Raw genomic sequence first — 24,473 nt, 5'->3', positions numbered from 1 at the left:
CGCAGGGCGGCCGGGGGTGCTGTTGGTAGTGGAAAAGTGCCTGTTGATGTTGGGTTGGTGGTACTTGCAGATGCGTGCGTCAGGGAGGGGCGGGGTGGTCGCTGATACGTTGCCGTGGGACGGGTGGTGAGGATCCACCACCCCTCGCGGAGAAGGGTTGGCTCGATGAGCTTGCTGCGCAGTTACGTGTCGGGGAAGTGGCACACGCCGGACGCCGAGGGCGCGCCGTTGCACGACGCCGTCACGGGTGAGGAAATCGCCCGGATCTCGTCCGCGGGCATCGACATGGGTGCCGCGCTCGACCACGGGCGCCGCGTGGGCGGGCCGGCGTTGCGCGAGCTCACCTTCCACCAGCGCGCGCAGCTGCTGAAGGCCCTCGGCCTGTACCTCAAGGAGCACAAGGCCGAGCTGTACGCGTTGTCCGCGCGCAGCGGTGCCACGCGGTCCGACTCGTGGATCGACGTCGACGGCGGCTTCGGCGTGCTGCTCGGCTACGCCTCCAAGGCCAAGCGTGAGCTGCCCAACGACAAGGTCTACGTCGACGGGCCGGTCGAGCCGCTGGGCCGCGGCGGCACGTTCGTCGGCCAGCACATCTGCACGCCCCTGCGCGGTGTCGCGGTGCAGATCAACGCCTACAACTTCCCGATGTGGGGGCCGCTCGAGAAGTTCGCGCCCGCGTTCATCGCCGGGGTGCCGTCGCTGATCAAGCCCGCCTCGCAGACCGCGTACGTGACCGAGAAGCTGGTCGAGCTGATGCTCGCCTCCGGTCTGCTGCCGGAGGGGTCGCTGCAGCTCGTCTGCGGGTCGGCCGGCGACCTGCTCGACCACCTGACCGAGCAGGACCTGGTCGGGTTCACCGGCTCCGCGTCGACCGCCCAGCACCTGCGCACGCACCAGGCCGTGATCCGGTCGTCGGTGCGGTTCAACGCCGAGGCGGACTCGCTCAACTGCTCGATCCTCGGGCCGGACGCCGTGCCGGGCACGCCGGAGTTCGACCTGTTCGTCGGCCAGCTCGTCGCCGAGATGACGACCAAGGCCGGTCAGAAGTGCACAGCGATCCGCCGTGCGCTGGTGCCGTCGTCGCTCATCGACGCGGTGGGCGAGGCGACGGCCGCGAAGCTCGCCGAGGTGGTGATCGGCAACCCGGCCGACAGGTCGGTGAAGATGGGGGCGCTCGCCGGTCTGGAGCAGCGCGAGGAGGTGCTGCGGTCGCTGAAGGCGCTGCGGGAGAACGCTTCCGTGGTCTACGGCGACGGCGCGCTGTCCCTCGTGGACGCCGACGCCGAGCGCGGTGCGTTCATGTCGCCGATGTTGCTGCGCGCGCCGGCGGACGCCGTGCAGCCGCACGAGGTCGAGGCGTTCGGGCCGGTGTCCACGCTGATGCCGTACGACTCGGTGGACGACGCGGTGACGCTGGCCGCCAGGGGCTCCGGCTCGCTGGTCGGGTCGATCGTCTCGGCGGACACCGGCTTCGTGCGCGACGTCGTCGTCGGCGTGGCGCCGTGGCACGGGCGGCTGCTGGTCCTCGACCGCGACGACGCGGGGGAGTCGACCGGGCACGGGTCGCCGCTGCCGATGCTGGTGCACGGCGGACCGGGCCGCGCCGGCGGTGGCGAGGAGATGGGCGGCATGCGCGGCGTGCTGCACCACATGCAGCGCACCGCCGTGCAGGGCTCGCCCAAGGCCCTGGCCGCCGTGACGAACCGGTGGGTCACCGGGGCGCCGCGCACCGAGGCCGAGGTGCACCCGTTCCGCAAGACGCTCGCCGAGCTGCGGCTCGGTGACACCGTGGTGGCCGGCCCGCGCACGGTGACGCTGGCCGACATCGAGCACTTCGCCGAGTTCACCGGGGACACGTTCTACGCGCACATGGACGAGGAGGCCGCCGCGGCCAACCCGTTCTTCGGCGGGCGGGTCGCGCACGGCTACCTGGTGGTGTCGTTCGCGGCGGGCCTGTTCGTCTCGCCGGAACCGGGGCCGGTGCTCGCGAACTACGGCCTGGAGAACCTGCGGTTCGTCACGCCGACGTTCCCCGGCGACGAGCTGACGGTGACGCTCACGGTCAAGCAGATCACGCCGCGCGAGGACCAGGACTACGGCGAGGTGCGCTGGGACGCCGACGTGGCGAACCAGAAGGGCGAGTCGGTGGCGCGCTACGACGTGCTGACGCTGGTCGCGAAGAGCTGACAGCACAGCACAGCGGGCCGGCGGCGACCTGCGCCGCCGGCCCGCTGTGTTCAGGAGGAGCCGGGCTACTTCGGGTCGCGCCGGGGCAGCGGCCGCGTGGCCGGTCCCTCCAGCACGTTGCCGTCCACGTCGAACCGCGAGCCGTGGCACGGGCAGTCCCAGCTGCGTTCGGCCGAGTTGAACCGCACCAGGCACCCGAGGTGCGTGCAGCGCATGGACACGGCGTGCAACTGCCCCTCCGGGTCGCGGTAGACACCGGTCTTGCCGAGGCCGTCGCGGATGACGTGCGCGTGGTCGGGCGGCAGCGCGTCGCTGTTCGTGGCGTCGGCCGGCAGCACCCGGTCGCCGACCATCTCCACGGCCACCTCGGCGTTCTTCTTCACGAGCGCCGGCAACGACTTCAGCGACAGCCGGTGCGGGCTGAACCGCTCGGCGAGGTCGTTCGGCTTGCCGGTCACGAGGTCCGCGAGCACGGTGGCGGCGAACGTGCCGGAGGTCAGGCCCCACTTCATGTACCCGGTGGCGGTGAAGATGGTGTCCGCGCCGGGCGTGTAGCTGCCGATCATCGGCAGGCTGTCGTAGGCCGTGGGGTCCTGGGCCGACCAGCGGTGGGTCACCTCGGTGACCGGCCAGTGCCGCCGGGCGAACTCCTCCAGCCGCCGGTACGGCTCCTGCACCGGCTTGCCGGTCTCGTGACCCTGCCCGCACACGATCAGCTGGTCGCCGTACGCGCTGATCGACCACGACGGGCTGCCGGCGCTGATGGCGAGCGCGCTGGGCGGCGGACCGTCCAGCCGGGCGGCGATGGCGTAGGAGCGCGGCGTCTTCAGGCGGGCGAAGAACAGGCCGCGGTCGAGCAGCGGGTAGTGCGTCGCGAGCACGAGCCGGTTGAAGCGCACCTCACCGTCCTTGGTGGACAGCTTCTGCCCGGTCACGTCGAGGACGCGGCTGTGCTCGTAGACCTTGCTGCCGTCACCGTCGACCGCGGCGGCCAGGCCGTGCAGGTACTTCACCGGGTGCAGGGTCAGCTGGTCGTCCAGCCGCACCGCGGCGTGCACCTCGAACGGCAGGTCGAGGTCCGCGTCGAGGCGGACCGGCAGCCCGGCCTGCCGCGCGTGGCGGAACTCGGCCTCGACGGTCGCCACCTCGTCCTCGGCGTAGGCGTAGGTGGCGGCGGAACCGCGCCGCAGGTCGCAGGCGATCTCCTCGCGCTGCACGAGGTCGGCGACCTGGCCCACGGCCGCCAGTGACGCGGCGGCGTAATCGGCGGCGGTCGCGACGTCGTGCGTGCGCACGAGGGTCGAGTACACAGTGGACTGCAGCGCGGTCACCTTGGCGGTGTTGTTGCCCGACGCGCCGGACGCCACGCGGTCGGCCTCCAACACCACGACCCGCAGGCCGCGGCGTTTGAGCAGCAACGCGGTGGTCAGACCGGTGATGCCGGCGCCGACGACCGCGACGTCGAACGAGTGGGTGCCGGTGAGCTGCGGACGGGGTCGGGCGGGCAGTGCGGAGAGCCAGAGCGACTGGTCGCCGGTGGTGGTCATGGCGGCCGGGTACCCGCGAGTGGTCTCTGCATGCCTGCGGCCGTGGCGGGGTATGCGGGGTGCATGGGTAAGCACCGGGTAGTCGTCGTCGGCGGAGGGTTCGGCGGCCTGAACGTCGTGCGCGGGCTCAAGGACGCCGACGTCGAGGTCACGCTGATCGACCGCACCAACCACCACCTGTTCCAGCCGCTGCTCTACCAGGTCGCGACGGCGTTGCTGCCGGCAGGGGACATCGCGCCCGCGTTCCGCGCCATCCTGCGCAAACAACGCAACGCGCACGTGCTGCTGGGCGAGGTGACCGGGTTCGACACGCAGCAGCGGCTGGTCGACGTCGACCTCGCGGACGGCACCGCCCACCGGGTCCCGTACGACACGCTGGTCGTGGCCGCCGGTGCCCGCGACAGCTACTTCGGCAACGACCAGTGGGCCGAGCACGCGCCGCCGATGAAGACCCTGGAGCAGGCCGTCGACCTCCGCTCACGGCTGCTGCGGTCGTTCGAGCACGCCGTCACCAGTGACCCGAAGGAGTGGTTGTCGTTCGCCGTCATCGGCGCCGGCCCGACCGGCGTGGAGCTGGCGGGCCAGCTCGCCGACCTCGCCCGCCGCGCCCTGAAGGGCCAGTTCCGCGAGATCGACCCGCGCGACCTGAGCATCACGCTCCTCGATGCCGTGCCGCACGTGCTGCCGCCGTTCTCCGACCCGCTGCGCAAGCACGCGCGGGCCAAGCTCGAACAGCTCGGCGTCACGGTCATGACCGGCGCCATGGTCGAGTCGATCGACGACCGCGGCCTGACCACGAAGGACGGTGACCGGGTCGAGGCGCGCACGATCATCTGGGCCGCGGGCGTGCAGGCCTCACCGCTGTCGCGCAAGATCGCCGAGGCCACCGGAGCCGAGCTCGACCGCAAGGGCCGGATCAAGGTGGACCCCGCCGACTGCTCGGTGACGCCGGAGATCTTCGCGATCGGCGACATGGCGAACCTGAACGACCTGCCGGGCATCGCCGAGCCCGCGATCCAGGAGGGCCACCACGTCGCCCGCGTGATCAAGGCCCGGCTCACGGGGCGCACCCACCGGCCGTTCAAGTACCTCGACCTCGGCACCATGGCCACGATCTCGCCCGCCGACGCCGTCGCGGACATCAAGAAGCTGCGGCTCAGGGGCGTCATCGGCAAGGTGGCGTGGGCGGTGGTGCACATCGCGTTCCTCGTCGGCTTCCGCAACCGGATCGCCGTGCTCGCGAACTGGGGCTGGAACATCGTGACCGGCCGGCGGACCCAGTCGATCATCCTGCAACCGGTGCAGGCGCGGGACGGGTCCACCGGCAGTTAGCGCCGGCGCGGGTGCGGGTACCCGCCCTGGCGTGAACACCGAGCTGCTGGGCCTCTACCTCAACGACCACCTGACGGCCGAGGTGGCGAGCACCGAGCTGGCCCGCCGGATCAGCCGCACCCGGCCCGAGCTGCGGGCGCTCGCCGACGACGTCGAGTCCGACCGCGAGGAGCTGCTCGACGTGATGCGCGGCTACGGCGTGGAACCCCGCGCGGCCAGGGCCGCGATCGGCCGGCTGGCGGAGAAGGCGGGGCGGCTCAAGCTCAACGGCCGGCTGCTGAGCCGCTCACCGCTGAGCGACGTGCTGGAGCTGGAGGGCCTGCGGCTGGCCGTCGAGGGCAAGGCGGCGCTGTGGCGGACGCTGCGCGCGTTGCCCGGGGCCGACACCGACCGGTTCGACCGGCTGCTGAGCCGGGTGGAGGGCCAGGCGGGCGTGGTCGAGCGGGAGCGGATCCGGATCGCCCCGAAGGTGTTCACCGCGGAGCAGCCCGCCGGCGCCGACGCCGGCGGCCTCGGAGGAGTGGACGTCGAGCGCACGTTCACCGTCGCCGCCTCCCCGGAGAACGTCGTCGGCTACCTGCGCGACTTCGCCCGCACCGAGCAGTGGGACCCCGGCACCGTCACGTGCGCGCGGCTGGACGACGGCCCCGTCGCGGTCGGCTCGCGCTGGCGCAACGTCTCCACGTTCCTCGGCCGCCGCACCGAGCTGGTGTACGAGCTGACCAGGGACGACCCGGACCGGCTGCGGTTCGAGGGGCGCAACGGCACCGCCACCACCGTCGACGACATCTCGGTCACCGCGGGCGGCACACCGGGCACGACGAAGGTCGGCTACCACGTGCACGTGGAGCTCACCGGCCTCGCGAAGCTCGGCGCGCCGGTGGCGAAGCTCGCACTGGAGAAGCTCGGCAGCGACACCGAGCGGTCGCTGATCCGGGTGCTCGGCGACGTCGGCTGAGCCGTCGCGCACCGCGGTAAAGGCAAAGGAAAACCGCAGGTCAGGACGCGTTCCCCGGCTCGGGGGCGATCCCTAGACTCCCTCAGGCCGGTTGCACGGACAGGCTCTTCCTCCTGGCGGCACCGGCCTGAGCACAGAGGGAGAACTGGGGTGTTCGAGAACAACGTCACCAGGCGCGGTTTCGTCACGGGCGCGGCAGCGGTCGCCGGTCTCGCCGGCCTGTCCACCGTCGCACCGGGCCTCGCGGCCGCCGACCCGAAGATCGGCGACCAGCACCGCGAGGAGGAGTTCACCGCCTCCGACGTCAGCGCCGCCGCGCTGATGACGTTCCAGAAGATCGACGGCACGCCCGTCTACTACTGGCGCTCCAACCGCGGCAACACCACCGCGCGCAACTGGCAGTGCACCGACGCGTTCTACACCGCGCTCGTCGCGTGGATCCGCGACCTGCGCTCCCTGTCGTCGAGCTACGGCTCGATCAGCTACATCGTCTCGGCCGGCTTCTACGTCGACAAGGCGGGCCAGCACGGCGCCGGCACCGCCATGGACCTCGACCACGTCCGCTGGTCCGGCGGCAACACCACCTCCCCGCTCGACCAGGCCCACGCGTCGGGCACCGCGTCGGTCCGCAAGCGCTACCTGGCCACCGAGGCCGTGTGCCGCCGCCGGTTCCGCTACGTGCTCGACGGCTGGTACAACGCCGACCACGCCGACCACATCCACGCCGACTTCGGCGGCATGCCGGTCCGCGCGGTCAAGGACTCCGAGTCCGACACCAAGTTCGTCCAGGCCGTGTGCAACAACTTCCGCGGCGCCGGCCTCGCCATCGACGGCATCTGGGGCCCGGCCACCACGAGCGCGTTCACCGGCCTCAAGTCGGCGCTCGCCATCACCGGCGACCCGCACACCAGCTCGTCGGTGTGGCAGTCGATGCTGTCGAAGATCGCGACCAAGGGCTTCGCGAACCAGAACATCTGACCCGCGCTCCGCATCGACCGGCTTTGCCGTGACATTTCGCGGTCGGCCGGTCTCGATTCACGAGCGGTGCGTTCACCGCACCTCGTGAATGCGCGAGGAAGCTTGGGGAATTGCCGCGCTGAAAACGGCGAGGGGCGCATCCAGCACCGTGGATGCGCCCCTCGCCGTGAGGTGGGGAAGTGCCTACCTGGGCGCGCTGCCGCCCGGGCCGCCGAGGCCGAACAGGATCCGCTGGATGAGTTCGGGATCGACCTCCGGCTCGTCGCCCAGCGCCTCCGCGGCCGGCGAGCGGCGGCGTTCGCGGCGGGGGAGCGGGACCGCGGTCGCGTTCACGCCGGTCGGGAGCGGGATCTCGCACCAGATCAGCTTCACGCCACCGCTGAGCTGCAGCTCACCGGTGCGCAGGTCGGGGGAGGTGGGCGGCATGACGAACCGGGCCGCCTCCAGCTCCACCACCAGGTAGTCGCCGGTCAGCCGCAGCCGCAGCGTGATCAGCCGTGAGGTCTTCGGGTCCGCGGCCTCGATCGCCGCCTCCACCAGGGCGCATGCGACGGCGGAGCACTCGCCGACCATGTTGCGCAGCCGCCACTCGCCCAGTGTGAACCGGACGAACAGGTCCGCGCAGTTCACCGCGGTGGGCAGCGCGATGAGTGTCAGGTCGTCGACCTGGGCGGTCGGGGCGTTCGCCTGCATGCTGCCTCCGTTTCGCGTGCGGCGCGCGAGGCCACGACAGACACCCACATGGCCGTCGCGGTGTGCCGGAATCTACATGGGTATACGGAGGAAGCAACGGCCCGGTTGACCCGTCCGTCAAAAGTCACGCTCAAGTCACGACCAGAGGGCCTGTTGTTCACTCAGTGTGGGAATGGCGGGGCCCCATGATCACTTTCCGTGATAACGGGAGTCGGCATCGCTTCCGGGCGAACCGGTACCGGGTGCCGGGAGGGGCGCCTGCTGCGGCGGGGCGACGAGGGGGACGGTGCCAGGCCGTCGCGCTGGTCGTGGGGCGCATTTCCATTTCGGGGTGGTGGCGACATCACGGCACTTAAAAATATTTAAAACGGATTAATCGTCTGAACGGTGGATCAGCGGTGCCGGGCCGTCGGCTAACTTCGGTCGTGATCGCCACAGCGGTCACCTCGACCACCTGAACACGCCGGTCCCCACACCTGGCGCCGAGAGCCCCGGCAGATCCACCTCACCACACCGGTGTGGAAGGGCACGTGCGCACTGCTCACCGGTTCCTCCCTCCTGCTCGGAACCCGGTGGTGCGGCAGCGGTGCAGCGCGGCCGGCCGGTGCCCGCCGGCGGCGCGGACCCCGTCCCGGGGTCCGCGCCGCCGGCGGTGTTCACGACACGACCCTCCGGAGCCTCAGTTGGACGCGTGCACCACCCAGAGGCCCGCGGTCGACGTGGAGGGAACCACCCGTGCTCTCCGCGACCCTGCGGGCGATGTCGAGCCCCAGCCCGGTGGACCCGCCACCGCTGGTGCCGCGCAGCACCGCGTGCCCGGTGTCCCGGATGCCGGGGCCCGCGTCCTCGACCACCAGCGCCACCAGGTCGGCCTGGTGCACCAGCGCGACACCGAACCGCGTGCCCTCCCGCGTGTGGCGGAAGACGTTGCCCAGCACCGCGTCCAGCGCCGCGGTGAGGTCGGTGCGGGCCAGCGGCACCAGCGCCGGGCGGTCGGCGCCCCTGACCGTCCACGGCCGGTCCTGGTCGTCGGCGAGCGCGGACCAGAACACCAGCCGGTCGCGCACCACGCCCGAGGCGTCCACGGCCGTGCTCTCCGGCTGGAGACCCGACCGGGCCGCCTTGATGATCTCGTCGACCTCTCTCTCAAGCCCCTTCACGGCCGCGCGGATGCGGTCCGCCCCCATCCCCTGTCCGAGGGTGTCCGCGTCCAGCAGCAGGGCCGTGAGGGGTGTTCTGAGGCGGTGGGAGAGGTCGGCGACCACCTCGCGTTCGGCGGCGAGCAGGTGCCGGACGCGTTCGGCCATCGCGTTGAACGCCCGCCCGACCTCCTTGAGCTCGGGCGGGCCCTGCACCGGGACGCGGGCCGACAGGTCGCCGTGCCCCATGCGCCGCGCGCCGTCCGCGAGCGCCCTCGTGGCCTTCACCGCCCGCGCGCCCAGCCGGTCGGCGACGAGCACCGACCCGGCCACCAGGCCGACCGCCACACCGGCCAGCGCGAGCCAGGTGCCCATGACGCCGTGCGTGAGCTGCTCCGCGGGCACGAACGCCTCGACGATCGCGATCTCGTTGCCGCCCAGGGCGATCGGCTGCAGGTAGGCGACGCCGTCCGGGCGTTCGGCGACGCCGGCCCTCGCCTGCCTCACCGCGTCGGCGAGGTCCTTCGCGGTGATGTGCGAGGTGCCGACCGTGACCGGTCCGCTGAAGTGCACGGCGAGCCGCTGCTGCCCGCCGTAGCGGGTGCTCGCGATGGCCTGCCGCACGTCCTGCGGAGTACGCGAGATCACCAGTGCGGGCGTGAGGGCACCGGCCTGCTTCTGCGCCTCGCTGAGCGCGCGGTCGTGGGCGGCGCCCTTGACGACGATCGCGAGCGGGATGAGGAACGCCAGCGCCACCATGCTCGTCGCCGCGAGAGCGACGAGCACCAGTGACCGCCTCACCTCGGTGCGACCAGGCGCACGCCGACACCGCGCACCGTGTGCAGGTACCGCGGCCGGGCGGCCCGTTCGCCGAGCTTGCGCCGCAACCAGCTCAGGTGCACGTCGAGCGTCTGGTCGTCGCGGTGCGAGGGCCACAGGTGCCGCAGGATCTCCGCACGCGGCACGACCTCGCCCTGCCTGCTCGCGAGGAACGCGAGCAGCTCGAACTCCTTGTGCGTCAGCGACAGCTCCTGACCGTCCACAGCGGCCCTGCGGCGGTCCACGTCGACCTCCAGCCCGCCGACCCTGAGCTGCCGGTGGTCCTTGGCCCGCCGCAGCACCGCCTGCACCCGCGCGCCGAGGTGCTCGCTGGAGAACGGTTTGACCAGGTAGTCGTCGGCACCGGCGTTGAGCAGCCGGACGATCTCCTGCTCGTCGTCGCGCGCCGTGGCGATGACGACGGGCGTGTCGGTGACGCCCCGGATCATCCGCAGCGCGTCACCGCCGTCGAGGTCGGGCAGGCCGAGGTCGAGGACCACGACGTCGTAGGCGTGCGCGGAGACTTCGCGCAACGCCTCGATCGCGAGCGCCACACCGTGCACGACGTGGCCCTGGTCGGTGAGCGCGCGCGTGATGGCGGCGCGCACGGCGGAGTCGTCCTCCACCAGGAGTACCGATGCCATGTCGCTAACGGAGGGACGTCGCGGTGAGACGGTCGATCGGGTACCTGACCGCGTGGGCGGTCGTGACCGCGGCGGCCGTCGGGCTGTCCTGGCTCGGAATCCGGTCGGCCATGGAACCCGCCCCCGTTGCCGTCGCCGATGCCACCGGTGGGCCCGGGATTCTGCCGATGCCGACCTTCGAGTCGATGAGCGTGGCCGTGCCGACCACCACCACTACCGCTCCCGCCGCTGTTGCCACCACGACCACCAGGCCTCCCCTGCGCTCGTCCGCTCCGGTGTCAGCTGTTCCGACGAGTACTACGGATGGGCGGGCGTCGGCGGCTCAACTCCCGGCCGGCGAATGGCAGGCGGACGGGTCGTACGTGCACGCGTTCCACCTGCGCGGCGGGGACGTCGTGGTGCGGTTCCGGGCGTCCGGGGTGCAGGCGCTGTCGGCCACGCCCGCGGAGGGGTGGGCGGTGGGCGTGGAGCAGCCCGGTGGGCCGTTGGTGGTGAACTTCCAGGACCCGGCGGGGAGGTTGTCGCGGTTGGAGGCCACTTGGGAGGGCGGGCCCACCGCGCGGGTGGTCGAGAGGTAGGCGGCACGGACGTTGCCCCGCCGCGGAACCGCCCGAGCGGCAGCTCCGCAACGGGGCAACGGTTACAGGCCGATGGCCTTCGCGATCTGCGCCGGCCGGAGCACCCGCAGGATCGCCTCGAACAGGTAGTAGTCGCCGTACGGCAGCGAGACCTCGACGCCGTCCTCCGAGGGCCGGTTGCGGGTGCCGCGCGCCAGGACCGCCTCCGCCCGGCTCGACTGCGACGTCAGGCAGGTGCGGACGAGACCGTCGAGGATCAGCAGCGCGCGCCGGCGGTAGCGCTCCTGGCCGGTGGCCTTCGCGAGGTCCAGCAGGCCGCAGGCCAGGATCGCGCCCGCGGAGGAGTCCTTGACGTCGTTGGCGCCCAAGGGGGAGCGGTAGTCCCACACCGGGACGTTGTCGGGGGTGAGGACGGACAGGGCGTAGTCGGCCATCCTGCGGGCGGTGTCGCGGAACTCGCGCAGGCCCGTGCGGCGGTACATGGTCGTGAAGCCGTAGACGCCCCAGGACTGGCCGCGCGACCAGCACGAGGCCGGGCTGTAGCCCTGGACGGTGCCGGGGCCCAGGGGTGCGCCGGTGTCCGGGTCGAAGTCGAAGACGTGCGGGGTGGAGCCGTCGGCGCGCACGAAGTGGGTCTGGGTGGTGCGGGCGTGGGCGGTGGCGATGTCGATGAACCCGCGGTCGCCGGTCTGCTCGGTGGCGAACGCGAGGAGGTCGAGGTTCATCATCGTGTCGATGATGACGCGGCCCGCGTTGCCGGGGGTGCCGAGGCGGCCCCAGGCGCGGATGAACCGGCCGGTGGCGTTGTAGCGCCGGGTCAGGGTGTTCGCCGCGTCGACGGCGCCGTCGCGCCAGACCCGGTTGCCCGTCAGGCGGTACGCCGTGACCCAGGAGGGGGAGAAGAGGAAGCCCAGGTCGTGGTCGCGGGGGTCCAGGCGGCGCGGGGCCAGGCGGTCGTTCGCGGCCTCGGCGAGGGTGCGGAACAGCGGGTCGCCGGAGTCGAGGTGCGCGAGCCAGAGGGTGCCCGGCCAGAAGCCGCCGACCCAGCCGCCGTCGGCGACGTGGGTCCACTTCTCGAAGCGGGTGATCTCCGGGAACGAGGTGGTGCCCGGTGCGACCGCGCGGAGCTTCGCCAGGCCGTAGTCCAGTGCCGCGCGCAGGCGGGCCGGGTCGGCGGAGGCCGTTCCGGTGCCTGCGGAGGCGACCAGCGGGGTGGTCGCGGCGGACGCGAGGAGGGTGCGTCGAGACAGGTTCACGAGACCGTCCAGTCCCTTTCGGATTCCGTGCGCCCGGCGCCACCCTGCCAGAGACGATCAAGGTCCGGCAAGAGGTATTCGGGTTGTGCATGGGCAGTACGGAAAACCTTGGGATTGACGGTGTGAAAAATTGATTCTTACGCTCGATTGCGTCGAATCGAGTTGGAGGTCTTGAGATGGCACAGGTACGGGTTCGCAAGCCGGTCGCGCCGGTCGTGCTCACGCCGTCGCTGGTGCAGGCGATGATCGCCCGCCGGCAGGCCGTCCAGGTGGCCAAGTTCCGCACCACCTGCACCGACTGCCTGCCCAACTACTGAGCGGCTGAGGGGACTTCGCCGTGGAGCTCGACGCTGATGCGCTGATTCGCGCCTTGGCGGTGTGCTGCGGCGAAGAACCCGCCGACCCGGCGGAGGCGGTGTGGCTCGCCCGCAAGAAGCAGCCGTCGTTCCTCGCCACCCTGTGCTCCGCGTGGGGTGAGCTGAACGACGGGCTGGCCTTCGAGCTGGCCGCGCAACGCGACCGGGTCGCGTTCTACCGGGTGCTGGCGGCCTCGCTGGACTCCCCGGAGATCATTCCGCTCAAGGGCCTGGAGGTCGGGCGGCTCTACCCGGCCGGCTGGGTCAGGTACATGAACGACCTCGATTACCACGTTGGAAAACCCGAACTGCTGTGGGAGGTCGCAGCCGCTTTGGTCGAACGCGGCTGGACGCTCGACTCCGGCACGTTCACGAGGGTGGACAACTCACTGCAGGTGCTGCTGAGCTTCCGGATGCCGCACCCCGACCGCTACCAGCTCCCCTACGGTGTGGAGCTGACGAGCTACGTGAGCCTCGGCGACCTCGGTGCGGTGCCGCCGGTGCTCACGCTCACACCGGACCTGGCGCCGGTGAAGAACCTGATGATGCTGCTGTTCGAACGGTTCGAGCAGCCGTTCCGGGCACGCGACCTCCTCGACGGGGCGTTGCTCGTCGAGGCGGCGCAACCCCGTGACGTGGAGCGGATGCTGGACCGGCTCGACCTGTGGCCCGAGTACGCGGAGCTGGCGTCGCTGCTCGCGCGCGCAGAACTGGGACCGTCGCCGCAAGTCCCGCGTGACGCCGTGGTGAGAGCACGTCGGCGTCGCGCGGGACGGGCCGTGCGCAGCGTGCTGTCCACCGCCGGGCTGGCCCGCAGGGCGCAGCACCGGATGGTGGACCGCGGGCTGCCCGCAGCCGGGCGCAGGGCGTTCGAACGGGTCGGTGCCCGCTGGGCGCTCGACTCGGGGCTGCTGTGCTTCGGGCTGCCGGTGGACGGGCGGTCCGACCGCGTGCGCGTCGGCGGGCGGGGGGACCTGACGTGGGTCGACACCCCGGTTGCCCGGTTCCTGCTGACTCCCGGCGACGAACTGCCGTCGTCCGCCGAGGAGTTCGTCTGAGGAGGTGTGTTGGTCATGGCCGTGAACTCCCGCAAGCCCAAGCTCCCGACGAAGAAGTAGGAGGACTCCAGATGGCGAAGAAGCACGGTCACAAGCAGGCGGTCAAGCCGAAGATCAAGAAGCGGCGCTAGGAGGTCGGGACGCTGTGGTGTTCGTGCTGCTGGGACCCGACGCGGTGGCGCGGCAGCTCGGCGTCCCGATCCTGGACCGGCTCGAAGGGGCCGGTTTCACCCCGCTGCGCTGGCACCTGATCGGCCGGCGACCGTCCGGTTTGGACGCCTTCCACGCCGAGAACATCGACAAGCACTGGAAGGGCTACCTCTACCGGCTCGTCGACCGGCTGTTCGCCCACGGCCCGTTCCTGGCGCTGGAGGTCAGCGGGTCGCACGAGGAGCTGCGGGCCCTCAAGGGCTCCAGCGACCCCGCCCAGGCCGCCCCCGGCACGATCCGCGGCGACCTCGGGACGATCAACGTGGTGCTCGCGCTCATGCACAGCTCGGACACGCCCGCGGACTCCGCACGCGAGAGCGCGGCGTTCCTGCCCGGCGGTTTCGCCGGCACGGGCGACCCGCGGCCGGTGCTCAAGACGCTGGCCCGCGGCGGGGTCGCGGAGACGCGCGGGTTCGACGAGGTGCTCGTCGGGCTGCACTCGCGGATCGAGGCCGCGCTGTGGCACGAGCCGCCGGGCCACCCGGTGGAAGCGGTGCTGGAGCACGACTTCCTGACACCGGAGCTCGACGTGGAGCACGCCGCGGCGCTGGCGGCGACCGTCGGCGTGCGGATCGACCCGTGGGAACGGCTGGTGCTCGCCACCTCACAGCACTTCGCGCCGCGTCGTGGCGGCACTGCGGCGGAGCACCTGCGCTAGCTCCGGGTCGCGGGTGCGGACCCAGCCGTTGAGCGGCGTTCCCGTGCACCCCCTGCCGCGCTTGGCCGCCCACGCACCCTGGCCGTAGCCGATGGTCCGCACGCCCTCGGCGTACGCGTGCTCCGCGGCCGCGTAGAAAGCGGTGCCGAAGTAGGCCAGCCGCGAGCGGTCGTCGGTGTAGTCGAACCCGACCGAGGTGCAGGTCCAGTCGCCCTCGTGGCGGGCGAACATCGCGTAGCCGACGGCGTTGCCGCTGTCCGGCCGGGCCACGAGCGTGGTCGCGTCCATCGCCGCGAGGTCGGCGAGCTTGCGGCGTTCGGCGGCGAAGTCGGCGCTGCCGCGGTACTTCCGCGCGAGCTGGCACTTCAGCGCGGCGAGCTCGTCGAGGTCGGGCTCCTCGCGGCGGACGTCCGCGGCGGACCGCATCTCGCGGCGGATCTCCTTGCGGCGCTTGCGGGGGAACGCGGCGAGGTAGTCGGCGACCCCCGTGCCCGGCAGGTGCAGGTCCCACGTCATCGACAGCGGCACGCACGTGAAACCGCGCTCGCGCAGCACCGGTTCCAGCGGACCGGGCCGGGTGTAGAGGAACGCCGTCGTCGGGACGTCGTGCGCGAGCGCCGCGTTGACCAGGCCGTGCAACGCCTCCGGGTCGGTGGCGCGCGGACCGACGGGCAGGCACTCGTAACCGGGCACCATCACGGTCAGCACCGGCACCCACGGCGGCGAGTCGATGGGCTCGCGGGTGATCGGCAGCGCGGGCGCCGGTCCGGCCAGCGCGTACCCGAGGTCGAAGAACTCGGTGGGCAGCGGCTCGTGCTGGACGAACGCGTGCGCCTCGACCCCGTCGGCGCGCAGCGGAACCGGCGGCGGCAGCCGGCCGCCCATCACGGCGAGCCACGTGGGAGTGGTGAGGATGCTCATGCGCGCAGCAGCACGCCGTCGAGGTGGCGCGGGCTCAACCCGTGCCGCTGCTTGAAGACGGCGTTGCTGCGCCCGCCTTCAAGCACCGGTTTGCCCAGGGCGAGCGCGAGCCGCACCGACTCGGCGAACAGCACCCCGTACGGGCTGTGGTTGCCGTCCACCGAGTAGTCGACACCGCACGTCCAGGTGTGGAACCGGGTCGCGTCGGTGAGGCAGACACCGGCCGCGACGAGCCGGCCGCGCTGGCGCACCTCGATCACGTGCGCGCGCTCGCCCAGCGCCAGCACGAACTTCGCGAACGTGCCCTCGGGGTAGAAACCGCCGTTCTCGAACCGGGCCGCTGTCCGGCCGCACAACGGCGTGATCTCGTCGAGCGACGCCGACGTCACCGGCAGGACCTCCGTCGTGACACCGGCCTCGCGCGCCCTGCGCTCGTTGCGCCGCAGGTTCGCCCGCGCCCGTTCGCCCAGCCGGGACAGGTAGTGCTCGTAGTCGGTGACACCGGTCAGGTCGGCCGCCCACCGGTCGACCAGGTGCCGCGCGGGCAGGCCGTTCGCCCGCAGCTCCTGGCCGAACTCGCTGCCGCGCCGCACGTTCACGAACCCGCACCACTGCGCGCGGAACAGCGACGCGGTGCGCAGCATGGCGTTGATGACCGTCGGCACCACGTCGATGCCGATCGTGGACGGCACGTGCGCGTCGTAGCAGTGCCAGGTGTGGCTGAGCAGCGCGGGCTGGTCGCGGGCCTCCGGGTAGGCGGTGTACAGGCAGCCCAGCGGGTCCGCCGCCGTCTGGAGGTACATCGGGTTCACCGCGACCGCCTGCTCGCCGCGCCGCACCACCAGGTAGGCGAAGGCGTCGATGGTCGTCAGCGGTGCCTGCTCGTAGGCGTCGAGGTACGCGTGCTCGTAGAACACCGGCGCTCCGGCCGCGTGCACCACCGCATCCCAATCGGCAGCATCGAATTCCCTTATGGAGCGGGAAAACTCGACGCGCATCGACGTTGACGCAGGTGGTTTCGGCACGCCCATACTCTACGACCTGTGCCAGGGCGAACGAGGAGATCGAGATGGCATCGGTGTACTTCCTGACGAAGCTGGGCACGACCGAGGAGCTCGCTGCCTCCCCCGGCCAGCCGCTGCCGGACGTGTTGCGCCGGCACGGGATTCCGGTCAACGCGGTGCTCACGTCGGTCAACGGCGAGATCGTCGCCGAGGACACCGTCGTGATCGGCGCGGACGACGTGGTGCAGGTGCGGCAGGTCCGCTTCTACGACCTGGACGTGGCGCGCCGCCCCAAGACCGTCGTCTACGGCACGCCGAACCCGGTCTACACCAAGAAGGTCATGTTCGACACCAACGGTTCGCTGGAACACCGGTGCGAGCAGCTGGACGCCGACTCGTTCGTGCAGTACGTCGAGGAGGCGTTCGTCCAAAGCTACGTGCTGAACGCCGGTGAACGCGTCGTCATCGGCCTGTCCGGCGGACGGGACAGCGTGGCGTACCTGACGCTGCTGGAGCGGACCCGCGACCGGCTGCCCGCGGTCGACATGACCGCGGTGACGATCACCGGCCTGCCGGACTGGGAGGAACCGGCGACGTTCGCCGCGGCCCGCGAGTCCGGCGCACGGCTCGGCATCGACCAGGTGATCGTGACCGCCGAGGACGTCGAGCGGGTGTTCCGGCTGCGCAAACCGTTCGTGGAGGCCATGAACGAGGTCGTCGCCGGCGACGGCGCGCACCTGACGATGGTGATCGGCCACCAGGTGCTGCGGCGGATGCTGGAGGAGGACGCCCGTGCCCGCGGCGCCTCGACGGTGGCGTTCGGCTTCAACGCCGACGACCTCGTGGCCTCCATGGTCACCTGGTACACGACCGGTTTCCGGATGGGCGGCATCCCGGCGCGCGAGATCGGCGGCCTGCGGTACGTGTTCCCGTTGTACCGCATCACGAAGAAGGAGCTGACGCTGTACCTGGAGCTGGTCGCGCCCGAGCTGAACCGGCAGGGCACACCGGGCCGCTTCACCACGGGACCGGACGAGCGGTCGATGTCGTACGCGGTGACGGACCACCTGTTCGACCTGTGGCCGGGCGTGGACTACTACCTGTTCTCGGCGTTCGAGAACATGCAGCGGTACATGTTCCCGATGGTGGAGGCCAAGTGCCGCTACTGCGGCGGCGTCTACCTGCTGCAGGAGGGCCTGCAGAACGCCTCCGACGTGTGCGACGTCTGCGACTTCTTCGCGCGCCGGGAACTCAACTTTGCGTGAGCACCCGTTCTTCACGCGGGACTACTGGGTCTTCGCCGCCGCCGAGTACTCACCGGCCCGCACCGCCGCCGAGGTCGCCTACCTCACGTCGGTGCTGCCGGCCGGTGGGCGGGTCCTCGACCTCGGGTGCGGGGTGGGTCGGCACGCCCACGGGCTGGCGCGCGCCGGGTTCGACGTGGTCGGGGTCGACGTGTCGGAGTGGGCGGTCGACCAGGCCCGGCGCGGGCCGGGGGTCTTCGTGGCGGCCGACCTGACGGGGGCCTGGCCGGACTTCGCCGGCCTGGGTTCCTCGGGGCCGGGTTCCGCTGGGCCGAACTCCGCTGGGCCGGGTTCCGACGGACCAAGTGCACCCCCTGGGGGCCCGCCACGCGGGATCGATCCAGGGTTCGACGCCGTCGTGTGCGTGCAGGCGTTCGGGTGGGGCGGTGACGCGGACCAGGTGCGGTTGCTGCGGCGGGTGCGGTCGGTGCTGAGACCCGGCGGGGTGCTGGTGCTCGACCACTCCAACGCCACGGCGATCCTGCGCGGCTACCGGGACCACGCGGTGGCGGAGGTCGACGGCCACACGTTCACGTTCCACCGCCGCTTCGACCCGCTCACCGGGCGCAGCGGGGGAGAGGTGCGCGTCGAACGGCCCGACGGGTCGTCGTGCGTGCTGCACGACGACGTGCGGCTGTACCACCCGCCGGAGGTCGCCTCGCTGCTCGACCGGGCCGGGTTCGTCGTCGAGCACGTGGACGCGGACTTCACCAGGGGTGCCCCGGTCACCGCGGACACGCGGTACGTCCAGTTCGTCGCCACCGCTCGGGTGTCGGCGCTGGAGGGGCACCGCGGGGCGGCGGAGGGGGTCGACCTGCGGTGGGCACCGGACGAGGTGGAGTTCGTCCAACCCGCCATCGACCGGGCGTGGGCGGCGCTGGGCGGTGTGGCGGAACGGGCGCGCCGCTACGACGTGGCCGACCCGTACGGTGCGAAGGCGGCACCGGTGCTGCAGCGGTACTTCGGGATGTTCCTGGAACCGGAGCAGGTCACCTGTGGTGCGGGTGCGACGGGGTTGCTGCGGTCGCTGGCCGCGCTGGCGGTCGACGGCTTCACCTGCGCCGGGCACCCCGAGTTCGCGCTCGCCGCTGCCGCGATCGGGGCTCCGGAGGGCTCCGCCGTGGTCGTGGTGGACCGGCCCGGCGTCTCCGGTGAGGTCATGGGGCTCGACGAGATCGGTGAGATCGAGGCCGACGTCCTCATCGTCGACGAGACGTGTGCCGCGTACCTGGAACCGCACGACAGCGCGGTGCGGTTGCTGCCGCACCGCCGCGGGCTCGTCGTCATCAGGAGCATGTCGAAGGGCTACTGCTGCGGCGGCCTGCGGGTCGGGTTCGCGCTGGCGTCCAGGGACATCGCGTCCAGGGTGCGGGAGGTCGCCGCACCGCTGGCCGTGTCGGCGCTGTCGCTGGACCTGGCGCTCGCCCTGCTGGAACAGGGGGACGTGCTGCGGCCGCTGCGGGACCGGATCAGGGCGGTGAAGCCGTCGTTCGTGGACCTCCTGCCCGACGTGGCACCCGGCGACCCGCGGGTGCCGTGGGTGCGCGTGCCGTTGTCGGCCGAGGTCTGGCTCAAGGAACGCGGTCTGCAGGGCAAGGTGCTGCCGGACGACATCAGGCTGTCGGTGCCGTTGTCGCAGCAGCGGCGCGAGGCGGTGTTCGGGTGAGGTTGCAGGAGCTGGTGGACGCGCTGCACCGCGGCTTCGACGCCGAGGCGGCGATGGCCGACGTGAAGGCGCTGTGCGAGTTCGACCGGTACCAGGTGTCGGCCGGGCTGCAGGGGGCGGCGGAGTACGTGGCGGACCGGGTGCCGCTGCGCGACGTCGAGGTGCGCCAGCACCGGCCGGAGAGCCGGTGGTGGACATTCCGCGGGCCGCCGGCGTGGACCCCGGTGTCGGCGACCCTGGAGGTCGGCGGCACCGCGCTCGTGTCGTACCCGGACCAGCCGTACGCGCTCGGGGCGTTCTCGGCCGCCTGCGCGGGCCGCACGGTGCCGGTGAGCGCGGAGACCCGGCCGGGGGCGCTGGTGCTGGCACCGGAGCTCTCACCGCACGAGCTGGCCCGCCGCGGGGTCTTCGGCTTCGTCACGCGCGCCGGGCGGGTCGAGCTGCCCCCGCACAGCCCGCTGGTCGCGTTCTGCGTCGACGAGGAGCAGCTCGCGGTCCTGCGGCAGGCAGGGCACGCGCGGGTCTCGGTCGAGCTGGGCGAGCCGGTGCAGATGCCGGTGGTGTCCGGGCTCCTCCCGGGAACGGGACCGGAGCTGCTGCTCACCGCCCACCTGTGCCACCCGCGGCCCAGCGCCAACGACAACGCCTCCGGTGTGGCGGCGTTGATGGCGGTCGCGTCGCTGCTGCGCGAGACGGCCGGTGCGCCGGTGCGGTTCGTGTGGGGACCGGAGTTCGTGGGCACGGCCGCCTACCTGCAGGACGCGCCGGTGCCGGCGGTCGCGGTCAACGTCGACATGGCCGGGGAGGACCAGGCGCTGTGCGGCGGGCCGCTGGTGATCGAACGGTCACCGGACGAGAAACCCTCGTACGTCACGGCGTTGGCCGAACGGGTGGCCGCGCTGATGCCGGGAACGCGGTCCTACAGCGGGGCCGTGCCGTGCGACGTGTGGTCGTGGCGGTCGGTGCCGCACGTCGGTGCCTCGGACCACGCGCTGGTGCCGTGCCCGAACGTCGGCCTCAACCACTGGCCGGACCGGTTCAACCACACCGCGTCCGACACGTTCGACAAGGTGTCGGCCGACGAGCTGCGCCGGACCACCGCGCTCGCGGCCGCGGTGATCGGTGCCATTCGGGTTGATGATGGCTCGCTCAAGGCCGACGTCGCGGACGCGACCTCCGCGTGGGCGGCGGCCTACGTGGCGGGCGGGCTGGCCGGTGCGGCACCGCGGCGGCAGCTGGAGTGGGACGAACCCGTCTACGACCCGTGGGCGACGACGGCGGCCGCACGCCGGCTCGCGCACCGCAGGGCCGTGGCCCAGGCGACCGTGGCGTCGCTGCGGCAGCCACCGACCTCCGGCGAGCCGCGCAGCGGTGGCGTGGTGGCGTTCTGGGACGGGCCGTTCAACCTCCGCGCGCTGGCGGAGGACTGTTCTCAGCAGGACCGTGCCTGGCTGGACGCGCGCATCGCCGAGGACCGCGGCGGTGCCTACGCGCGGATGTCGGCGCTGGCGCGGGGGATCGACGGGCGGCGGTCGCGGTACTCGGTGGGGTGGTGGGCGGCGCTGGCCTCGGAGCTGACGGTTCCGGTCGCGTTCGCGCAGCGGTTCCTCGACGTGCTGTGTGCCGCGGGATGGGCGGGGGAGTCGTGATGTGGCGCAAGGTGCTGAGGGACCGGCGGCTGCGGGTGCTGTTCGTCGGGCAGGTGCTGAACATGTTCGGCAACACCGCCCTCGTGATCGCGCTGGGCATCTGGGTGCTGGAGCTGACCGGGTCCAGCGGCGCGGCCGGGGTGATCTTCTTCCTGATCGCCGTGCCGACGCTGTGCGCGCCGTTCATCGGGCTACTGGTGGACCGGTTCCCGCGCAGGACGGTGCTGATCTGGGCGGACCTCGGCGCCTGCGTGCTGGTGGGTCTGCTGGTGTTCTGGCCGTCGGTGTGGCTCATCTACGTGGTCACCCTCGGGTACGGGGTGTCGGCCCAGGTCTACCGGGCGGCCCGCGGCGGGCTCGTGCACTCGATGGTCACCGAGGACGAGCTCGGCGACGTCAACTCGGTGTTCGGCGCGCTGAACCAGGGGCTGCGGATCGTGGGACCGCTGGCCGGTGCGGCGGTGTTCGCGGCGTTCGGCGGGTCGGCGGTGGCCGCCCTGGACGCCGTGACGTACCTGGCGTCGATCGTGTCGCTGCTGCTGTTGCGCGGTGTTCCCGACCTGACCAGGACACCGGAGCGGGAACCGATCGTGCCCGCCCTGCTCGCCGGGGTGCGGCACATCTGGGGCACCCCGGCGTTGCGGCAGATGGTGATCGCGGGCGCGGTGGCGTTCACCGGCGCCGGGATGCTCAACGTCGCGGTGTTCGACCTCGTGACCGCGGGCCTCGGCCGGCCACCGGAGTTCCTCGGGGTGCTCGGGTCCGTGCAGGGCGCGGGGGCGGTGCTCGGCGCGGTGGCGGTCGGCCGGTTGATGCGGCGGCGCGGGGAGTTCGTGACCGCGGCGACCGGGTTCCTGCTGAACGGCCTGGGTCTGGGGCTCGCGGCCACCACGACCCTGACCGGCGTGTGCGCGGGCGCGGTGCTGATCGGGCTGGGACTGCCGATGATCCTCGTCGCCGCGATGACCCTGGTGCAGCGCAGGACCCCGAACGAGGTGCAGGGACGGGCCATCGCGGCGTCCGAGGCGATGGTGGACCTGCCGTACACGGTGGCGATCGGCGTCGCCACCGTGGTCATCAGCGCGGTCGGGTACTTCGCGATCTACGTCGTGCAGGCGGCGGTGTTCGTCGTCGTCGGGCTCGTGGTGCTGCGCATCCGCGATCAGGTGCGCCAGACGGCGTAGGGCACCTCGACCTCGTCGCGGCTCACACCGCCGTGCTCGAAGCGCGCGGACGGGTCGGGCACCGGGAACGCCGGCGACGCCGCCACGGCCACCACCGGGCCCGCCTCCGGCTGCGGCAGGCCGAGGTCGGACGCGTGGTGCACGGTCGCCGCGTCCCCCAGGGTCGTTGCCACGCGGTCGAAAACGGCCTCCAGCCGGTCCGGCCTCGGGTACAGCCAGCGCATCCGGCCCGCCCCGCCGGACGGGATCGCGCACTCCTCGCGGACGATCGCGTCCCACGCCTCGACGAGATCGGGGTCGGCCGCGACCGGGACCTGGCCGTGGTCCGAATGCGCGACGACGGTCCAACCCGCTGCGGCCCAACGGGAAGCGTGTGCGTCCAGACGCAGCATCGCCTCGTGCACCGACTCGTCGTACCCGTTGCGGTGCACGTGGTCGTCGATGTTGACGTAGGTCCACAGGAAGCCGTGGTCGGCCGAGACCTTGTCCAGGTCCGCCACGACGTTCGCGACGAGCAGCGGTGGGTCCTCCGCCTGCGCGGTGAGCTTGTGCTGTGCGGGCGCGGGTATCCGGGTGCACCCCCGCAGCAGCGCCCGCGCCCAGGTGCCGGTCAGCAGGTCGATCTCCCGCGCCAGGACCGCGGCGCCGTGGCGTTCCAGCACGGTCGGCAGCGACGGGATCGACGGTGTGCCGGTGATGGCGTGCACCAGGCCGGAACCGTTGCGGTACACCGTTCCCGGAACGCGGTGCACGTCGGCGGCGGCACCGGTCAGCGCCGTCAGCCAGGCCGTCGCCGACGTCGACGGCAGCGTGGAGGTGAGCGTGGTGATCTCGGCTTCGAGCCACGTCTGTCCGGCCACGTCCGATGAGAGCCCGTCCACGGCGAGGACGATGACGCCCCTGTCCGCGCTGCGCACCGCGTCGTCGAGCCGGGAAGGCACCTCTGCCAATGACATCGCAGCACTGTAACGCACGTCATCGGGTGACTTTTGCGCGGTTGGGCGCTAAAAGTTCGGGTATTCGAGCCGGATGCGGTAAAGAGGTCCTTTACGGGTGAGGGAAGGCGGGCGGATGGCGGTCGGGGTTCTGGACGTCGGGTGCTTCAGCGCACACCTGGTGGTCGTGGAACGTGACCTGACGCGTCCGCTGGTGTCCCACAAGGTCCGGCTGCGGCTCGACCGCGAGCTGAGCGCGGAGGGCGCCATCAGCCCGGCCGGGATCGACTCGCTGTGCGAGGCCGTGCAGGCCGCCCGCAAGGCCGCGGGGGACACGCCGTTCCTGCCGTTCGCCACCTCGTGCGTGCGCGACTCCGCGAACGCCGGCGAGGTGATGCGCAAGGTGTCGCGCCGCACCGGCGTGGAGCTGAAGGTGTTGTCGGGCAAGGAAGAAGCCCGGCTGTCGTACGCGGCCTCGCGGCACTGGTTCGGCTGGGGCGCCGGCCCGCTCGTCGTGCTCGACGTCGGCGGCGGCACGGTCGAGCTCGCCGCCGGTGACGGCGCCGAACCCGAGTTCGCGATCTCCTTGCCTTTGGGGGCAAGGACTTTGACCCGCTCCGGCCTCGCGGTGGAGGACATGCGGGAAGAGGTGCGCGAGCGCATCGAGGCGGTGTTCCCGCGCTACGACGGCGCTCGCGCGATCGGGTGTTCCAAGGTGTTCCAGCAGCTCGCCCGGCTCGCGGGCGACCGGCGGTCGGCGTCCTCCACGACGCGGCAGCTGCGGGCCAAGGACCTGGAGAAGTGGATCCCCCGGCTGGCCAAGCTCTCCGTGCGGGAACGTGCCGCGCTGCCGGGGATCTCCCGGCACCGCGCGCGGCAGTCGCTCGCGGGGGCGGTGGTGGCCGAGGCGTTGATGCGCGCCACCGGACATGACGTCGTGGACATCTCGCCGTGGTCCACCAAGGAGGGTCTGCTGCTGGACCTGGTCGAACGGTCGCGCCGCGTCACACCGGCCGCCTGACCCGCCCTCAGCGGGTGTTGACCAGAGCGGTCACGGCGTTGTCGACGCTGCCGAAGATGAGCAGCAACTGGTCGACCGCGGTCACTTCGAGGGGCTGCAGCACAGCCCTGCTGTTGCTCACGACTCCGAACCGGATGCCGAACTCGTCGGCCGTGTTCTGGGTCTCCACGAGCGTGCGGATGCCTTCGGAGCCGAAGAAGCGGACCTCGCGCAGATCGATGACCAGCGCGGGCGGCCTGCGGTCGAGCAGAGCGGCGATCCTGCTGGTCACCGGCGCTGACGACATCATGTCTATCTCGCCGGTGAGAGAGACGACCGGGATGGACTGGACATAGGTCGTTCGCTGTTGAAGTTGGTTCATAGGGGACTCCCGTCC

At 71.9% G+C, this 24,473-nt stretch carries 22 protein-coding genes; 13 read left to right on the top strand and 9 right to left on the bottom strand.

From position 1 onward, the window contains the following. Positions 1-165 precede the first annotated feature (165 nt). Positions 166-2,187, top strand: coding sequence for a phenylacetic acid degradation bifunctional protein PaaZ (gene paaZ / locus ACZ7CF_RS30665; RefSeq protein WP_470371211.1), 2,022 nt, complete (start codon positions 166-168; stop codon positions 2,185-2,187). A gap of 65 nt (positions 2,188-2,252) precedes the next feature. On the opposite strand, the gene ACZ7CF_RS30660 is transcribed toward paaZ, so the two are convergent. Then, positions 2,253-3,734 carry an FAD-dependent oxidoreductase gene (locus tag ACZ7CF_RS30660; RefSeq protein WP_360396374.1) on the bottom strand — a complete coding sequence of 494 codons (1,482 nt, stop codon included), beginning with the start codon at positions 3,732-3,734 and terminating at the stop codon, positions 2,253-2,255. 63 nt (positions 3,735-3,797) lie between these two features. On the opposite strand from ACZ7CF_RS30660, the gene ACZ7CF_RS30655 reads away from it, so the two are divergent. The 3 genes from ACZ7CF_RS30655 to ACZ7CF_RS30645 all read left to right on the top strand — a co-directional run bounded on the left by ACZ7CF_RS30655 (position 3,798) and on the right by ACZ7CF_RS30645 (position 7,002). Further along, on the top strand, positions 3,798-5,066 hold the full coding sequence (locus ACZ7CF_RS30655; protein ID WP_470371210.1) for an NAD(P)/FAD-dependent oxidoreductase: 1,269 nt from the start codon (positions 3,798-3,800) through the stop codon (positions 5,064-5,066). A 31-nt stretch (positions 5,067-5,097) separates the two neighbouring features. Beyond that, positions 5,098-6,024, top strand: a complete 927-nt coding sequence (locus ACZ7CF_RS30650; protein WP_360396377.1) for an SRPBCC family protein — start codon at positions 5,098-5,100, stop codon at positions 6,022-6,024. Positions 6,025-6,174: 150 nt separating this feature from the next. Further along, positions 6,175-7,002, top strand: a complete 828-nt coding sequence (locus ACZ7CF_RS30645; protein WP_458431344.1) for an extensin family protein — start codon at positions 6,175-6,177, stop codon at positions 7,000-7,002. A gap of 183 nt (positions 7,003-7,185) precedes the next feature. Here the strand turns inward: ACZ7CF_RS30645 and ACZ7CF_RS30640 are convergent, their stop codons facing one another. The 3 genes from ACZ7CF_RS30640 to ACZ7CF_RS30630 form a co-directional block, all read right to left on the bottom strand. Further along, positions 7,186-7,695: an ATP-binding protein gene (locus ACZ7CF_RS30640; protein ID WP_360396381.1), complete on the bottom strand. Its 510-nt coding sequence runs from the start codon at positions 7,693-7,695 to the stop codon at positions 7,186-7,188. A 656-nt stretch (positions 7,696-8,351) separates the two neighbouring features. Further along, positions 8,352-9,635, bottom strand: coding sequence for a HAMP domain-containing sensor histidine kinase (locus ACZ7CF_RS30635; protein ID WP_360396383.1), 1,284 nt, complete (start codon positions 9,633-9,635; stop codon positions 8,352-8,354). Then, complete coding sequence (locus tag ACZ7CF_RS30630) at positions 9,632-10,297, bottom strand: response regulator transcription factor (protein WP_360396385.1); 666 nt, start codon at positions 10,295-10,297, stop codon at positions 9,632-9,634. The genes ACZ7CF_RS30635 and ACZ7CF_RS30630 overlap by 4 nt, the downstream gene beginning before the upstream one ends. A 23-nt stretch (positions 10,298-10,320) precedes the next feature. On the opposite strand from ACZ7CF_RS30630, the gene ACZ7CF_RS30625 reads away from it, so the two are divergent. Then, complete coding sequence (locus ACZ7CF_RS30625) at positions 10,321-10,875, top strand: hypothetical protein (RefSeq protein WP_360396387.1); 555 nt, start codon at positions 10,321-10,323, stop codon at positions 10,873-10,875. Between the two features lie 62 nt (positions 10,876-10,937). On the opposite strand, the gene ACZ7CF_RS30620 is transcribed toward ACZ7CF_RS30625, so the two are convergent. Next, complete coding sequence (locus ACZ7CF_RS30620; protein ID WP_470371209.1) at positions 10,938-12,131, bottom strand: AGE family epimerase/isomerase; 1,194 nt, start codon at positions 12,129-12,131, stop codon at positions 10,938-10,940. Positions 12,132-12,307: 176 nt separating this feature from the next. Here ACZ7CF_RS30620 and ACZ7CF_RS30615 point away from each other — a divergent pair, with 176 nt between their 5' ends. The 3 genes from ACZ7CF_RS30615 (at position 12,308) to ACZ7CF_RS30605 (ending at position 14,413) form a co-directional block, all read left to right on the top strand. Then, positions 12,308-12,448 (top strand): hypothetical protein, encoded by a 141-nt coding sequence (locus ACZ7CF_RS30615; RefSeq protein WP_154697563.1) that lies wholly within the window; start codon positions 12,308-12,310, stop codon positions 12,446-12,448. Between the two features lie 20 nt (positions 12,449-12,468). After that, on the top strand, positions 12,469-13,545 hold the full coding sequence (locus ACZ7CF_RS30610; RefSeq protein ID WP_360396391.1) for a nucleotidyltransferase family protein: 1,077 nt from the start codon (positions 12,469-12,471) through the stop codon (positions 13,543-13,545). 145 nt (positions 13,546-13,690) lie between these two features. Next, entirely contained in the window at positions 13,691-14,413 is a 723-nt protein-coding gene (locus ACZ7CF_RS30605; protein WP_360396393.1) for a nucleoside-diphosphate kinase, read from the top strand. On the opposite strand, the gene ACZ7CF_RS30600 is transcribed toward ACZ7CF_RS30605, so the two are convergent. Next, on the bottom strand, positions 14,360-15,334 hold the full coding sequence (locus tag ACZ7CF_RS30600; RefSeq protein WP_470371208.1) for a hypothetical protein: 975 nt from the start codon (positions 15,332-15,334) through the stop codon (positions 14,360-14,362). The genes ACZ7CF_RS30605 and ACZ7CF_RS30600 overlap by 54 nt on opposite strands. After that, positions 15,331-16,272 (bottom strand): GNAT family N-acetyltransferase, encoded by a 942-nt coding sequence (locus ACZ7CF_RS30595; RefSeq protein ID WP_470371207.1) that lies wholly within the window; start codon positions 16,270-16,272, stop codon positions 15,331-15,333. Before ACZ7CF_RS30595 ends, ACZ7CF_RS30600 begins: the two co-directional genes overlap by 4 nt. 131 nt (positions 16,273-16,403) lie before the next feature. On the opposite strand from ACZ7CF_RS30595, the gene ACZ7CF_RS30590 reads away from it, so the two are divergent. The 4 genes from ACZ7CF_RS30590 to ACZ7CF_RS30575 are packed head-to-tail and all read left to right on the top strand — an operon-like array spanning position 16,404 to position 22,141. Beyond that, positions 16,404-17,603 carry a tRNA lysidine(34) synthetase gene (locus ACZ7CF_RS30590; protein WP_470371206.1) on the top strand — a complete coding sequence of 400 codons (1,200 nt, stop codon included), beginning with the start codon at positions 16,404-16,406 and terminating at the stop codon, positions 17,601-17,603. Then, positions 17,596-19,308 (top strand): aminotransferase class I/II-fold pyridoxal phosphate-dependent enzyme, encoded by a 1,713-nt coding sequence (locus tag ACZ7CF_RS30585; RefSeq protein ID WP_470371205.1) that lies wholly within the window; start codon positions 17,596-17,598, stop codon positions 19,306-19,308. The genes ACZ7CF_RS30590 and ACZ7CF_RS30585 overlap by 8 nt, the downstream gene beginning before the upstream one ends. Continuing rightward, positions 19,305-20,957: a DUF4910 domain-containing protein gene (locus ACZ7CF_RS30580; protein ID WP_470371204.1), complete on the top strand. Its 1,653-nt coding sequence runs from the start codon at positions 19,305-19,307 to the stop codon at positions 20,955-20,957. The genes ACZ7CF_RS30585 and ACZ7CF_RS30580 overlap by 4 nt, the downstream gene beginning before the upstream one ends. Continuing rightward, on the top strand, positions 20,957-22,141 hold the full coding sequence (locus tag ACZ7CF_RS30575) for an MFS transporter (protein WP_470371203.1): 1,185 nt from the start codon (positions 20,957-20,959) through the stop codon (positions 22,139-22,141). Before ACZ7CF_RS30580 ends, ACZ7CF_RS30575 begins: the two co-directional genes overlap by 1 nt. On the opposite strand, the gene ACZ7CF_RS30570 is transcribed toward ACZ7CF_RS30575, so the two are convergent. Further along, positions 22,120-23,097 (bottom strand): hypothetical protein, encoded by a 978-nt coding sequence (locus tag ACZ7CF_RS30570; RefSeq protein ID WP_470371202.1) that lies wholly within the window; start codon positions 23,095-23,097, stop codon positions 22,120-22,122. The genes ACZ7CF_RS30575 and ACZ7CF_RS30570 overlap by 22 nt on opposite strands. Positions 23,098-23,212: 115 nt before the next feature. Between ACZ7CF_RS30570 and ACZ7CF_RS30565 the strand changes: the two genes are divergently transcribed. Beyond that, a complete protein-coding gene (locus ACZ7CF_RS30565; RefSeq protein ID WP_470371201.1) occupies positions 23,213-24,097 on the top strand; it encodes a Ppx/GppA phosphatase family protein in 885 nt (294 codons plus the stop codon). A 7-nt stretch (positions 24,098-24,104) separates the two neighbouring features. On the opposite strand, the gene ACZ7CF_RS30560 is transcribed toward ACZ7CF_RS30565, so the two are convergent. Then, a complete protein-coding gene (locus tag ACZ7CF_RS30560) occupies positions 24,105-24,458 on the bottom strand; it encodes an STAS domain-containing protein (RefSeq protein ID WP_360396408.1) in 354 nt (117 codons plus the stop codon). Between the last annotated feature and the right edge of the window lie 15 nt (positions 24,459-24,473).

It is taken from the genome of Lentzea sp. NPDC036955 (genome assembly GCF_055608005.1).
Note: the sequence above shows the minus strand (reverse complement) of the source record. Positions and strands in the feature narration are given on the sequence as shown.